At 39.6% G+C, this 13,694-nt stretch carries 12 protein-coding genes; 9 read left to right on the top strand and 3 right to left on the bottom strand.

What is annotated here, in order from left to right; all coding sequences use genetic code 11:
• Positions 1-215: 215 nt before the first annotated feature.
• Positions 216-875: a hypothetical protein gene (locus I6F49_RS09435; protein WP_197180063.1), complete on the top strand. Its 660-nt coding sequence runs from the start codon at positions 216-218 to the stop codon at positions 873-875.
• Between the two features lie 200 nt (positions 876-1,075).
• Here I6F49_RS09435 and typA read toward each other — a convergent pair whose 3' ends face one another.
• Positions 1,076-2,899, bottom strand: a complete 1,824-nt coding sequence (gene typA, locus I6F49_RS09430) for a translational GTPase TypA (RefSeq protein ID WP_024589533.1) — start codon at positions 2,897-2,899, stop codon at positions 1,076-1,078.
• Positions 2,900-3,406: 507 nt separating this feature from the next.
• Here typA and glnA point away from each other — a divergent pair.
• The 5 genes from glnA to I6F49_RS09405 all read left to right on the top strand — a co-directional run bounded on the left by glnA (position 3,407) and on the right by I6F49_RS09405 (position 8,489).
• The gene (gene glnA / locus I6F49_RS09425) at positions 3,407-4,813 is read left to right on the top strand and encodes a glutamate--ammonia ligase (protein ID WP_024594310.1); all 1,407 of its coding nucleotides are present in this window, start codon (positions 3,407-3,409) and stop codon (positions 4,811-4,813) included.
• Positions 4,814-4,926: 113 nt separating this feature from the next.
• A complete protein-coding gene (locus tag I6F49_RS09420) occupies positions 4,927-5,448 on the top strand; it encodes a DUF4124 domain-containing protein (protein WP_165739236.1) in 522 nt (173 codons plus the stop codon).
• Positions 5,449-5,530: 82 nt separating this feature from the next.
• Positions 5,531-6,601: a nitrogen regulation protein NR(II) gene (gene glnL / locus I6F49_RS09415; protein ID WP_165739234.1), complete on the top strand. Its 1,071-nt coding sequence runs from the start codon at positions 5,531-5,533 to the stop codon at positions 6,599-6,601.
• Positions 6,602-6,615: 14 nt separating this feature from the next.
• Positions 6,616-8,001 carry a nitrogen regulation protein NR(I) gene (gene ntrC, locus I6F49_RS09410; protein ID WP_165739232.1) on the top strand — a complete coding sequence of 462 codons (1,386 nt, stop codon included), beginning with the start codon at positions 6,616-6,618 and terminating at the stop codon, positions 7,999-8,001.
• Positions 8,002-8,030: 29 nt separating this feature from the next.
• Positions 8,031-8,489, top strand: a complete 459-nt coding sequence (locus tag I6F49_RS09405; RefSeq protein WP_166421825.1) for a cyclic nucleotide-binding domain-containing protein — start codon at positions 8,031-8,033, stop codon at positions 8,487-8,489.
• Positions 8,490-8,498: 9 nt separating this feature from the next.
• On the opposite strand, the gene I6F49_RS09400 is transcribed toward I6F49_RS09405, so the two are convergent.
• Both I6F49_RS09400 and I6F49_RS09395 read right to left on the bottom strand, forming a co-directional pair.
• Positions 8,499-9,164 (bottom strand): hypothetical protein, encoded by a 666-nt coding sequence (locus tag I6F49_RS09400; RefSeq protein WP_197119408.1) that lies wholly within the window; start codon positions 9,162-9,164, stop codon positions 8,499-8,501.
• Between the two features lie 55 nt (positions 9,165-9,219).
• Entirely contained in the window at positions 9,220-9,507 is a 288-nt protein-coding gene (locus I6F49_RS09395; RefSeq protein WP_165739228.1) for a hypothetical protein, read from the bottom strand.
• A 256-nt stretch (positions 9,508-9,763) separates the two neighbouring features.
• On the opposite strand from I6F49_RS09395, the gene I6F49_RS09390 reads away from it, so the two are divergent.
• The 3 genes from I6F49_RS09390 (at position 9,764) to acnA (ending at position 13,624) form a co-directional block, all read left to right on the top strand.
• Positions 9,764-10,147, top strand: a complete 384-nt coding sequence (locus tag I6F49_RS09390) for an RNA-binding S4 domain-containing protein (protein WP_165728335.1) — start codon at positions 9,764-9,766, stop codon at positions 10,145-10,147.
• 101 nt (positions 10,148-10,248) lie between these two features.
• Positions 10,249-10,677: a hypothetical protein gene (locus I6F49_RS09385; RefSeq protein ID WP_165739227.1), complete on the top strand. Its 429-nt coding sequence runs from the start codon at positions 10,249-10,251 to the stop codon at positions 10,675-10,677.
• 202 nt (positions 10,678-10,879) lie between these two features.
• The gene (gene acnA / locus I6F49_RS09380) at positions 10,880-13,624 is read left to right on the top strand and encodes an aconitate hydratase AcnA (protein ID WP_197180050.1); all 2,745 of its coding nucleotides are present in this window, start codon (positions 10,880-10,882) and stop codon (positions 13,622-13,624) included.
• The last annotated feature ends 70 nt before the right edge of the window (positions 13,625-13,694 follow it).

Below are 13,694 nucleotides of genomic sequence, written 5' to 3'. Positions count from 1 at the left end.
TTTTAAGCTCACCTATTTTACCTCTCATTTCCTTCTCCTTGTACAAAAGATCTTTAAGTAAATTATTCACAAAGAGGTTAAGAGGCGCTGCGCTTTTAGAGGCGCACATGTACTTGATACGACAACTAACTTGAAAAACTTCGGATAAAAGTAAAAAAGTAAGAAGTAACCCTGTAATCTCTTTATTCTAAGTGGATAAAAAAGAGTATTAAGGCATGATCGACATAATTAAAGGTTTAACACTTTCAAAAATAATAATCCCCGTACTTACAGTATTGGGAGGAGCACTAGCTGCTCGCTTATGGATAGGCTATAAGTTTAGAAAAGAAGTAAGCAGACTACAAACTGATTTATATTTAATACAAGAAGCCTATGAAGGGCTTTGTTGGAATACAATAAAAAATGAGCATCACCAAAAAGCCAAATTACACATACCTGTTTTAGGTCAACTCGATTGGGATGAAATACAATTACCGCTAAAAATGTGCAAATGGTTTTTCAATTCTAGTGATAGACGAGCAATACGATATTTTTTAAAAATGGAAGACTTTTTCAAAGAGCAACCCAACTACTTGGAGCTAACAGAAGGAGAAGCTATTATTGAGTTCAAAAAATATACTATGAGACATATTTGGTGCCTTAATTTTATTAAGAACATAGGATATTTATCAACAAATAAAACAACTATAAAAAATCAAAAGACTTATTATGAGTCATTACCTATATTATTTAATTTAGACCTAAATAAGAAGAGTGCATATAAAAAGTATGCTTTAAAGCATAATATTAAAATTATCAAAATAGACGAAAACTCTAACTTAGTTAATAGCCTTACTAACGATAGGATAAAGTTTAAAAAGAGTAGTGAAATTTAGAGGCAAGTGCAACACACTTTTTTCGACTTAGAATTTAATATAAAGACCCTTAACTAGGAATGATTATTTTTTTATAGCCAGTGAATCGAAATACTCAAACCCTTAAAGCTCAACTTTAGTGAAATTAATCACCAAACACAAAAAAGCCGCTGTATTTTGCAATACAGCGGCTTTTAAAATCACAATTCTAAATTAATAGATTATGCTTTAGGTCCACGACCTGCACGTTTACGTTCGTTTTCTGTAAGGTAACGCTTACGGATACGAATGTTTAGTGGAGTTACTTCAACTAGCTCGTCATCATCGATGAACTCAAGCGCTTGCTCAAGTGAGTAGTTAAGGTGTGGAGAAAGCGTTTGCGCTTCATCAGTACCAGATGCACGTACGTTAGTTAACTGCTTGCCTTTAAGGGCGTTAACTGTAAGGTCGTTATCACGGTTATGAATACCGATAACCATACCTTCGTATACTTCAACACCGTGACCGATGAATAAACGGCCGCGTTCTTGTAAGTTGAATAATGCGTTAGTAAGTGCTTTACCTGTTGCGTTTGCAATCATTACGCCGTTCTTACGAACACCGATGTCGCCACCTTTGTGAGGACCGTAATGATCGAACGTATGGTACATAAGACCAGAACCCGAAGTAAGCGTCATGAAATCAGTTTGGAAACCAATTAAACCACGGCTAGGGATCATGAAATCTAAACGCATACGGCCTTTGCCATCTGGAGTCATGTTAGTAAGTTCACCTTTACGTAGGCCAACTTGTTCCATAACAGAACCCTGATGCTCGTCTTGACAGTCAATAGTAACTGTTTCAAACGGTTCTTCTAGAACGCCATCTACAGTACGTAAGATAACTTCTGGACGAGAAACTGAAAGCTCGTAACCTTCACGACGCATGTTCTCGATTAAGATACCTAGGTGTAATTCACCACGACCAGAAACACGGAAGCTATCTGGGCTACCAGTATCTTCAACGCGAAGTGCTACGTTGTGTACTAATTCTTTGTCTAAACGTTCACGGATATTACGTGACGTTACAAACTTACCTTCTTTACCACAGAAAGGTGAGTTATTTACAGAGAATGTCATTGTTACAGTTGGCTCATCAACACTTAATGGTGGTAATGCTTCAACGTTTCCTGGGAAACAAACTGTATCAGAAATCTTAAGCTCACCAATACCTGTTACAGTTACGATGTTACCAGCGTAAGCTCTATCAGTTTCGATACGTTCAAGACCTAGGTAGCTTTGTACTGCGCCAATTTTACCATTACGTGTAGTGCCATCAGCACTGATAATAGTAACTTGTTGGTTAGGAGCAACAGAACCACGTTTAATACGACCAATACCAACTACACCAACATAAGAGTTGTAATCTAGTTGAGAAATTTGCATTTGGAAGTCACCTTCAGGATCTGCATCCGGTGGTGATACTTCGTCAACGATCATCTTGAACATAGGTTCCATGTTGTCTGATGGCTCGTCTAAATCTAGTGTTGCCCAGCCGTTGATAGCTGAAGCGTAGATTACTTTAAAGTCTAACTGTTCGTCAGTTGCGCCAAGGTTGTCGAATAAATCAAAGATTTGATCCATAACCCAATCAGGACGTGAACCTGGCTTATCAATTTTATTGATAACTACGATTGGCTTTAAGCCTTGCGCGAATGCCTTTTGCGTAACGAAACGCGTTTGTGGCATTGGACCTTCTTGAGCATCAACAAGTAATAATACTGAGTCAGCCATCGAAAGTACGCGTTCAACTTCACCACCGAAATCGGCGTGTCCCGGAGTATCTACGATATTGATATGGTAGTCGTTCCAAGAGATGGCTGTGTTTTTAGCCAAAATGGTAATACCACGTTCTTTCTCAATGTCGTTTGAGTCCATCACGCGCTCTTCGTTACCGCCGCGTGTTTCTAATGTACCTGATTGCTCAAGTAGTTTGTCAACCAGAGTTGTTTTACCGTGGTCAACGTGCGCGATAATCGCTATATTTCTTAACTTTTCGATGCTCATATATTTACTCAGAGAAATTAAATTCTCAATGATCCTGCAAGATCTACGCACTCATCCACGCTTTCGCGAGATGTCCCAGCATAGGATTTAAAAGGGCGCATATTATCCCTCATTAATGACATGGATGAAAGTTTATCCAATACATATTTTAAAACTTTCTCAATACTTTTACTAAGTATCTGTTTTATATATGACAATTATATGAATTAAATTTCAATATTTTTTTGAAAAACAGTCTTTTTGGCTATTTTTCCGATCTTTTTGTTACTCTTTTACATTTAGGTTATGCTAATTTCAGCTGATTAAATTAACAACAAATTACGCTCTGTAAATTTTGCACCGAAATGGAATATTTACGCACCAATGTGGTGCGTTTATATATTCCATTTTGATGCAATGATATTTTTTTAATTTATAAACAGCCAGTTACAATAATGGCACAAAATCAGCTTAGTAAATACCAAAGCAATTATGCAGCAATAACAAAACCCAATAGTTGGAGGACACATGTCACAATCGGTTTTAGATTTTATTAAAGAAAATGACGTCAAGTTCATTGATTTACGCTTTACTGACACTAAGGGTAAAGAGCAACATGTATCGATTCCTCATCACCAAGTTGATGAAGATTTTTTCGAAGACGGTAAAATGTTCGACGGTTCTTCAATTGCAGGCTGGAAAGGCATAAACGAATCAGACATGGTATTAATGCCAGTTCCTGAGTCAATCAAACTAGACCCTTTCACTGAAGAAGCGACATTAATTTTACGTTGTGACGTAGTAGAGCCTTCTACACTACAAGGCTATGAGCGCGACCCGCGTTCTGTTGCTAAGCGTGCTGAAGACTACATGCGCTCTACAGGTATTGCAGATACAGTTTTATTTGGCCCAGAGCCAGAATTTTTCGTATTTGACGACGTTAAATACAAATCAGATATGTCTGGTTCTATGTACAAAATTGATTCTAAGCAAGCTGCTTGGAACTCAGATAAAGAATATGCAGATGGCAACACTGGTCACCGTCCAGGTGTTAAAGGCGGTTACTTCCCTGTTGCTCCAGTTGATGACTTCCAAGATTGGCGTTCAGCTACGTGTCTAGTTCTAGAAGAAATGGGCCAAGTAGTAGAAGCACATCACCACGAAGTAGCAACAGCAGGTCAAAACGAAATCGCTACTCGCTTTAATACAATGGTATTAAAAGCGGATGAAATTCAAGAAATGAAATATGTTATCCATAACATGGCTCACTTATACGGTAAAACAGCAACGTTTATGCCTAAGCCAGTTGTTGGTGATAACGGTTCTGGTATGCATTGTCACCAGTCTTTAGCTAAAGACGGTGTTAACCTTTTTGCTGGCGATAAGTACGGCGGTCTTTCTGAAGATGCACTTTACTACATTGGCGGCATCATCAAGCATGCTAAAGCAATTAACGCTTTCGCAAATGCCTCTACTAACTCGTACAAACGTTTAGTACCAGGTTTTGAAGCACCAGTTATGCTTGCATACTCTGCACGTAACCGTTCTGCATCAATCCGTATCCCAGTGGTTCCATCTGAAAAAGGTCGTCGTATTGAAGTACGCTTCCCGGATCCAACTGCTAACCCATACCTTGCTTTCTCAGCAATGCTTATGGCTGGCCTTGATGGTATCAAAAACAAGATCCATCCTGGCGATGCTATGGATAAAGATTTATACGACTTACCAGCTGAAGAAGCAGCAGAAATTCCAACTGTTGCAGCATCACTTGACGAAGCACTATCTGCACTTAGCGCAGACCGTGAATTCTTAACTCAAGGTGGCGTTTTCACTGATGACTTAATCGATGCTTACATCTCACTTAAGTCTCAAGAAGTTGAAAAGCTTAACATGACAACTCACCCAGTTGAGTTTGAAATGTACTACAGCTGTTAATTAAGCTGTAAAAAATATGTGTGTTCTCAAGCCCGCTTTGCGGGCTTTTTTAATGGTAAAATTAGTCAATCTCCACTAAAGTTAAGTTACCGATAAAAATGCAGGGCTGCAGAGTGAATAACAAGATTTTATTACTATTAATTGCTTTAGGATTAAGTAATTATGGTTATGCCGGTGAAACAAAAATATACGCTTGGAAAGATAAAAATGGCGTATTAGTGTTCTCAGACACCCCTCATAAAGGGGCCCAAGAGGTAAAGCTCACCAGCCAAGATCTTAATATGCCTGCAACAAATACTGACATTTTTGACGAGCAACCTCAGCCTCAACAAGCGGCCTTTAGTATTGCTATTTCCTCACCTGATCATAACCAGACTATTCGTGAAAATACCGGCACTGTTTATGTAACTAGCCGAATAAAACCACGCTTTGAAACTGGTTTTACTATACAACTTTTTATTGATGGTAAAGCACACGGCCCAGCCAGTGACAGCTCAACCTTTGCAATTAGAGATGTAGAACGTGGTCAGCACACACTACAATTAAAGCTTTTTAATAGTAAAAACCAAGTTATTGCTACAAGCGAACCCTGCATATTTTTTATGCACCGAAAAGGGCTAAACCTAGGTAACTAAATTGGGTCATTACTAAACGTGCAGCAGTGTATTTAACCATATAACTTGCTTGCAAACATCCACGCACTAAAATGGTGCAGCTATGATTAATAATAAAAACTTTAGCCCTGAGCTACTCGATGCCATTTGGCAAAATCAAACAACCGCTATCATGTTACTTGATAAAAACTTCACCGTTGTATATGCCAATACCAGTACCAGCGAGCTGCTTGGCCTTGGTAATAAGCGCCTATTAGATCAACCGTTTGATAGCCTTTTTAACTACCATTCAATCGATTTAAAGCGTATAGAACAATACTCACTAGTTGAAGGCGTAGATTGCCAGCAGCATAGAGCTGACGTGGTTTTTAGCGATTCTCGCCATGCAAAAGTAGCCGTAAGTACACGACAAATTAAGTTTAATGGCTCGCTTTATATTTTATTTGAGTGGCGCCAAACCGATGACGAAATTAAGCACGACCAAGCGTCTAATCAAATGCATCAATATCAAGCTGCCCGAAACCTAATTAGAGGGTTAGCTCACGAAATTAAAAATCCTTTAGGTGGAATTCGCGGAGCGGCGCAGTTATTGCAGTATGAGGTTGATCAACAAGAAAGAGATCAATGTGCTGAGCTCATCATTGAGCAAGCCGACCGATTACGCGAGCTAGTAGATAGGCTTTTGGGGCCCAATCAACTTCCTCAAAAATCGTATGGCAATATACATCAATCACTTGAATCAGTTGCAAGGCTAAGTACGTTAGATAATTGTTCTAACATTAGCTTAGTTAAAGATTACGACCCGAGTATTCCTGATGTATACATTGATCAAGGCAAAATTCAGCAAGTGGTATTAAACATTGTTCGAAATGCCCAACAGGCGCTTGTAGATGGCGGTGAAATAACAATAAAAACCCGCATAAATCATCAGCATCGTCGCCCGGGTAAAGCACCTAAAAAAGCCTTGTTGATCCAAATATCTGATAACGGACCAGGTATTGATCCCAGTGTACGCGAAACACTGTTCTACCCTATGATCACCAATAAAGAAGGTGGCTCTGGGTTGGGCCTTTCAATAGCGCAAACACTGATTGATCAACATGATGGCTATATAGAATGTGATAGCTGGCCTGGACATACTGAATTTAATATCTATCTGCCCTTTGCAGATTAATGTTTGGAGTTTGCATGAAAACAGTTTGGCTTGTAGATGATGATGCTTCTATTCGATTTGTACTCGAAAAAGCACTAACCCGTGCAGGGTTTAACGCAGAAAGCTTTTCTAACGCGCAAGATGTATTAAGCGCATTGAAGTTTAGCCAACCTACTGTTTTAGTTTCGGACGTACGAATGCCAGGTATGGATGGTATGGCGTTGCTTGAACTTATTGCAGAGCAAAACCCTGGATTGCCCGTTATTATAATGACCGCGCATTCAGATTTAGACTCTGCCGTTAATGCATTTCAAAAAGGTGCTTTTGAATACCTCGCTAAGCCGTTTGATTTAAACGAAGCGGTAGCACTAGTCGAAAGCGCATGCAGAGCAAATTCCACTAAAAAAACTAAGCGTAAGCAAGCTCCACCAAAAAGTGCGCATATAATTGGTGAAGCACCCGCCATGCAAGAAGTGTTTAGAGCGATAGGTAAACTATCGGCTTCTAGCATGAGCGTATTAATAAATGGCGAATCTGGAACAGGTAAAGAACTTGTCGCCAGTGCTTTGCACAATCATAGCCCACGTAAAGAAAACCAATTTATTGCACTTAACATGGCAGCCATTCCAAAAGAGCTTGTTGAGTCAGAGTTATTTGGCCACGAAAAAGGCGCATTTACGGGCGCCGACAGCGTGCGTAAAGGCCGTTTTGAGCAAGCCAATGGCGGCACACTATTTTTAGATGAAATTGGTGATATGCCACTTGATGTACAAACACGTTTATTACGCGTTCTTGCCGATGGTGAGTTTTATCGCGTTGGTGGCCATCAAAGTATAAAAGTAGACGTGCGTATTATTGCGGCTACGCATCAAAACCTTGAAGATTTAGTTAAACAGGGCAAATTTAGGGATGATTTATTTCATCGTCTTAATGTTGTGCGCCTACGTTTACCCGCTCTTCGAGAACGTACTGAAGATATAGAAAGTTTATCGCAACACTTTTTACATAAAAGCGCTAAAGAGCTACAAGTAGAAAGCAAAGTGCTGAGCCCTAAGGCAACTGAGCAATTACGCTTATTTAATTGGCCAGGCAATGTACGCCAATTAGAAAACACCTGTCGCTGGCTTACTGTAATGGCACCGGGTGAGCTTGTGAGCGAGCAAGACTTACCGCCTGAAATTCTTGATGCCACACCAACTCAAGAAGAAGGTGATTGGTTAGATGCGTTTCAGCAATGGCTTAATCAAGAGCTTAAACAAGGTAAAGAAAATATTTGGCCTGACATTCAAGCTCAGCTAGAAACCCGCTTAATAAAAACAGCTCTCGCTAATTGCTCTGGCCATAAGCAAGATGCCGCTATAAAAATTGGTTGGGGACGCAACACGTTGACCCGAAAATTAAAAGAGCGCAATATTAGCTGATTAAACGCTTTTAACACATTTGGTTATTGATGAAGCTAATCGAACATATTCCCTTATTCAAACAAATGGAAATTATAAACAGGCTGCACTTTTTTAAAGAATTTACGCTCAGCGAGCGTCAAGTCTTATTGGAGTCGTTCGGCCTGTTATATTTAGTAAGCCAGCATCAGTTTTTATTTAAGCAATACGATAACGACAAGCGCTTATATATTGTACTTAGCGGTGCGTTGTTAGTATTTAAACATAATCATTTGCTAGAACTTGGAACGATAGTACCTGGTGAATTTATAGGTGAAGGCGCTTTTATAAATAACCGAGAGCGTAGCACTAGCGCACGCGCTAAAACCGACAGTATCGTCCTTGCCATTACCCCTGAAGCACTCACCCGTTTACCTAATGTTATCCGCGAAAAAATTAAAGACCGAATTATAGAAGGTATGAGTCTGCGTATTGCAAAACTTAGCGAGCATATAGAAACCCACGGTTAACTCTATCACTCAGTCCATATAAACAATTTGTAGTGAGCAATCAAGCCAGCTGGGGTTATTAACATGAGCTGTAAACCTGTAAGTATCGGATGGCTTGGCGCCAAAGGGAGTATTTACAAGCGGCTGTGAGTGGCTATATGTCTGGGAATAGATTTTATAATAAATAACAACATACCCATACAAATACTCCCAATTAAGCCTCACAACCGCACCACTTGGTAAGGTAAAGTCAGCATATTTATCTGTAAATGTGACGAGTAAATCATTGTACTTGTCTTCGCTGCATTGAGTTGTTCGTAACTTTTTAGGCATAACAAAGGTTGTACCCGCCACTGCATTTTTTAGATAAAAGCCTATATTGCCATCACCATAAAAATGATTTGAACGCGTTGTATAGCTAACTTGTGGCTCGTAACCTAGCCCCTGCATAATAGTAGCTAACTGCTCAGTCTCTTTTGGGTAAATTTTGTCACTTGATAAGAGTAATGTAGCCTCACCAAACTCTGATGGGATTGCCAGCGGTACATATTCATAAGGGAGCGATTGTGCTTTTAGCGCAGCATCGAGCTGATCGCGCTGTTCATCTTGCAAGTTTTCACTAAATACATACACGGTAGGTTGTTGGCACGCAGCTAATAGTAATGCCAACACATATATTAAAATTCCATTTTTCATAGTTACCCCTTTTGATTACGCTTGTAGTCTATTAAAGGTAACTATTTATAGCAATTTAATTTGTTTGGCTATTTAACCACGCATCAACACTTTTACGAGTGTATAAAACTTCTTTAAATAAGCGATGGCGTTGAAATTCAAGTACCGATTTTTTTTTCATATCGCCACTCACTAAGCGGCTATGGTGATCGTTAAATTTTGAAATCACAGAAAAACCACGTTCAGCATTTTCCTTTTGCTCTTTTACTTGATTAGTAAGATGTGACCTAACATCGTCTGCGGTAAGCATATCTGAATTATCTAAGCCCATTAGCTCTTTTTTCATTGCTAATCTTACGCCCATTTTCTACTCCGTTTTATATGTATTCATTACACATTGATTAATCCGCCAGAGTTTTAGCAATTAGCGAGCCATACGTAAAAAAGATTGCAACGAAGCTTAACTTTTAATTGCTTCAGTTTTTTTAAAGACAGATAAAATACCTAAAAACTTTCATAACTAATTGTGTATTACCGCTATCTAAAGTTACTTGCTTTGGTGCAAAAGTCGCTGTAAGCCTTTATACTAAAGCCTGTGCGTTACCCCACCGAGAGCAAATATGAACGAAGAATATATAGAAATAGAGTTAGAAGAAGAGCCGATTGAGCTTTGTAAATTATTAAAAGTACTAAACTTAGTTGAAGGTGGCGGCCAAGCTAAAAACCTAATTACTGAAGGCTATGTGGGTGTTAACCATGAAATTTGTACAATAAAGCGGAAAAAATTATACAGTGGCGATGTACTAGAATTCGATGGTGAGTTTTTTCAACTTGCGTTAAGTGAAGATGCTGTACCTGCAGAAAAACCTGCGGTACACACTCAAACAGAGTCAAAGCAAGCCGCACCACAACCAACAAATCAGCCAGCTAAAGCTAAGCGCAAGCGAACTAAAAAGCCAAAAGTAGATGATAAAACAGGTCGTCGTCCTATTTCGTTTGGTTAAGCATTTAAAAACCCTCTTTTTATATAAAAAGGTCAACTTGTATAGTTGGCCTTTTTACTCTTTAATAACCTAGTTAATAATAATAAAAACAAGGTTATAAAATGTCTGTTAAAACACCTAAAAATTGGTTTAAGCCCGTTGTATGGGCGGCACTCGTATGGAACTTACTTGGCGTTATTGCATTTGCTATGCACATGATGATGACACCAGAAATGATAGGTAAACTTCCGCTAGATCAACAAGCTGCCTACTCTAACGTTCCTATTTGGTCAACCATTGCATTTGCTATAGCTGTATTTGGAAGCACTTTGGGTTGTATTTTTTTACTTGCTAAAAACGCGCTGGCAACACCTACTTTTGCGCTATCGCTCGGCGCTATTTTAATTCAGCAATATTATAATTTTATGGTCATAAACAGTATTGAGCTACTTGGTACAAGTGCTGTATTTATGCCTATATTTGTAATCATTATTGCCATAGCTTTACTTTGTTTGAGTATTAAAGGTAAGCAACAAGGTTGGTTACAGTAATTAATAAGGGTCGAAATAACTTTTGACCCTACCTCTTTCAAATCATCTCTTGAAATTAAACTTTTCAGCATCATCTCTACTATATTAACTGTATAAAATTCGTTCTCTAAATACGGCTTTTTACATTGGTATGCACTTTGCAACTCAAGCACTACAGAGGTCACTCTTCAAAATATTTTTATAATTCATAAAGGGGCAAATAATGAATAATAGTTTCGATACCCAACATCAGCTCACAATAAATGGTGAGCAATATCATATTCATTCTCTAAAAGGACTTGGCGACAAAGCGAAACGATTGCCCTTCTCCTTAAAAGTATTACTTGAAAACCTTCTTCGTAACGAAGACGGCGCAAATATTAAAGAACAAGACATTCAAGCCCTACTTAATTGGGACCCTCAAGCGAAACCTGCATCTGAAGTTGCCTTTACCCCCGCTCGCGTAGTTATGCAAGACTTTACCGGTGTACCCGCTATTGTAGATTTAGCCGCGATGCGTGACGCAATGGAAAAACTAGGTGGTGATCCTGCAAAAATAAACCCGTTATCACCTGCTGAACTTGTTATTGACCATTCGGTACAAGTAGATGGCTACGGAAATGATGGTGCATTTGATTTAAATGCAAAACTTGAATACGACCGAAATAAAGAACGTTATGAATTTTTACGTTGGGGACAAACCGCTTTTGATAATTTAAAAGTAGTGCCACCAGCAACCGGTATTGTTCACCAAGTAAACCTAGAATACTTAGCGCGCGTTGTTTTTAATGAAGAGCGCGACGGCAAAAAATTCGCTTACCCAGATACGCTTGTAGGGACTGACTCTCACACCACCATGATTAATGGCTTAGGTGTGCTTGGTTGGGGTGTAGGCGGTATTGAAGCTGAAGCAGCCATGCTTGGTCAGCCAATTAGCTTACTCATTCCACAAGTAGTAGGTATGAAGCTAAGCGGCCGTTTACCTGAAGGTACGACCGCAACCGATTTAGTGTTAACAGTAACCGAAATACTGCGTAACCACGGCGTAGTGGGTAAATTTGTAGAGTTTTATGGTGACGGCCTTGCTGACTTACCACTTGCAGACAGAGCTACCATTGCTAATATGGCACCAGAGTACGGTGCTACATGTGGTATTTTTCCGATTGATGATGAAACCATTAACTACCTTCGCTTAACAAACCGCGACGAAAACCACTTAAAACTGATTGAAGATTATGCTAAGCATCAAGGCTTATGGCGTAACGATGGCGACGAAGCTAGCTACACCGATACACTTGAACTTAAATTAGATGATGTTGTACCAAGCCTTGCAGGCCCTAAACGTCCACAAGATAGAATTGCCCTAAACGAAGCTGGCAAAGTTATTGGCGATCATTTAAAAGGCTTCCAAGACGAACGTATGGCTCGTCGCGATAAAAGCGATGAAGAACAAGCTCGTATTGAAAGTGAAGGCCCAGCAACAAACCCAGACGAACCAGTTAACGAAGCGCAGTTTATGGGTGCCGCTAAGGTTAAATTTAAAGGCCAAGAGTTTGAACTAAACGATGGCGCATGTGTAATTGCTGCGATTACCAGCTGTACTAATACTTCTAACCCAAGTGTTATTTTAGCCGCAGGCTTAGTCGCTAAAAAAGCAAAACAGTTAGGCATTAATGTAAAACCTTGGGTTAAAACATCACTTGCACCAGGCTCTAAAGTAGTTACCGACTACCTAGAAAAAGCAGGCCTGATGGATGACCTAGAAAGCCTAGGCTTTAACTTAGTTGGCTACGGCTGTACTACGTGTATTGGTAACTCAGGGCCGCTTGCAACTGAAATATCAGACGCAATTCAAAAACATAAATTGGTAGTGAGCTCTATTTTATCGGGTAACCGTAACTTTGAAGGGCGTATTCACCAAGATGTTAAAATGAACTTTTTAGCCTCTCCTCCGCTTGTTGTAGCTTATGCTATTGCAGGTAGAACCGATATTGACGTATACAACGAACCCCTTGCTCAAGATGCTAACGGTAACGACATTTACCTTAAAAATATTTGGCCAAGTGTTAAAGAAGTAAGCGACCTAGTTAAAGAAACAGTAACTAAAGAAATGTTCGAAAAAAGCTACGCTAACGTTTACGAAGGCGATAGCCGCTGGCAGCAAATTAAAATACCGGATGGCAAACTTTACGATTGGAACGATGCTTCTACCTACATTAAAAAAGCACCATTTTTTGATGGTATGAAAGTAGAACCACCGGGCATTCCTACTATTGAAGGTGCACGTTGTTTAGCTAAGCTTGGGGATTCAGTAACCACTGACCATATTTCTCCAGCGGGTGCTATTAAAGCAGAAGCGCCAGCAGGTTTATACTTGCAAGAGAAAGGTGTAGAAAAATCGCAGTTTAACTCGTATGGCTCACGCCGTGGTAATCACGAAGTAATGATGCGCGGAACGTTTGCCAATGTTCGTCTTAAAAACTTACTTGCTCCAGGTACTGAAGGTGGCGTAACACGTACGCAACCAGAAAACGATTTAGCAAGCATTTACGATGCGGCTATGGAGTATCAAAAAAATAATACTCCACTTATTATTTTAGCGGGTAAAGAGTACGGTACAGGTTCATCTCGTGACTGGGCGGCTAAAGGCTCACTATTACTTGGTGTAAAAGCCGTTGTAGCACAAAGCTATGAGCGTATTCACCGTTCTAACCTAATTGGCATGGGTGTATTACCGCTACAATTTAAAGAAGGTGAAAGCTACGAGTCACACGGGTTAACAGGGCAAGAACAATTTGATATTGATGGCCTGTACGATAAAACCGATGAAGTAACCGTCATTGCAACCAATGCCGAAGGTAAAAAAGTAACCTTGAGTGCTGATGTACGTATTGATACCCCTAAAGAGTGGGATTACTACAAACACGGCGGTATTTTACAATATGTACTGCGTAATATGCTCGATTAATACGCGCTGTAATTAGTGCATTTAAAAGCCCAGTTTAGTAATAAGCTGGGCTTTTTTATGTGTGCCGTTT

Source organism: Pseudoalteromonas sp. SWN166, from assembly GCF_015864485.1.
Taxonomy (GTDB): domain Bacteria; phylum Pseudomonadota; class Gammaproteobacteria; order Enterobacterales; family Alteromonadaceae; genus Pseudoalteromonas.
The sequence above is the reverse complement of the archived record's forward strand: the minus strand, read 5'-3'. Positions and strand labels throughout refer to the sequence as shown.

Bases quoted from the DNA above. Each gene is read 5' to 3' on its own strand.
- I6F49_RS09385 (WP_165739227.1), top strand. From the start codon at position 10,249: ATGTCTGTTAAAACACCTAAAAATTGGTTTAAGCCCGTTGTATGGGCG.
- glnL (WP_165739234.1), top strand. From the start codon at position 5,531: ATGATTAATAATAAAAACTTTAGCCCTGAGCTACTCGATGCCATTTGG.
- acnA (WP_197180050.1), top strand. From the start codon at position 10,880: ATGAATAATAGTTTCGATACCCAACATCAGCTCACAATAAATGGTGAG.
- I6F49_RS09435 (WP_197180063.1), top strand. From the start codon at position 216: ATGATCGACATAATTAAAGGTTTAACACTTTCAAAAATAATAATCCCC.
- I6F49_RS09400 (WP_197119408.1), bottom strand. From the start codon at position 9,164: ATGAAAAATGGAATTTTAATATATGTGTTGGCATTACTATTAGCTGCG.
- I6F49_RS09405 (WP_166421825.1), top strand. From the start codon at position 8,031: ATGAAGCTAATCGAACATATTCCCTTATTCAAACAAATGGAAATTATA.
- I6F49_RS09395 (WP_165739228.1), bottom strand. From the start codon at position 9,507: ATGGGCGTAAGATTAGCAATGAAAAAAGAGCTAATGGGCTTAGATAAT.
- glnA (WP_024594310.1), top strand. From the start codon at position 3,407: ATGTCACAATCGGTTTTAGATTTTATTAAAGAAAATGACGTCAAGTTC.
- I6F49_RS09390 (WP_165728335.1), top strand. From the start codon at position 9,764: ATGAACGAAGAATATATAGAAATAGAGTTAGAAGAAGAGCCGATTGAG.
- typA (WP_024589533.1), bottom strand. From the start codon at position 2,899: ATGAGCATCGAAAAGTTAAGAAATATAGCGATTATCGCGCACGTTGAC.
- ntrC (WP_165739232.1), top strand. From the start codon at position 6,616: ATGAAAACAGTTTGGCTTGTAGATGATGATGCTTCTATTCGATTTGTA.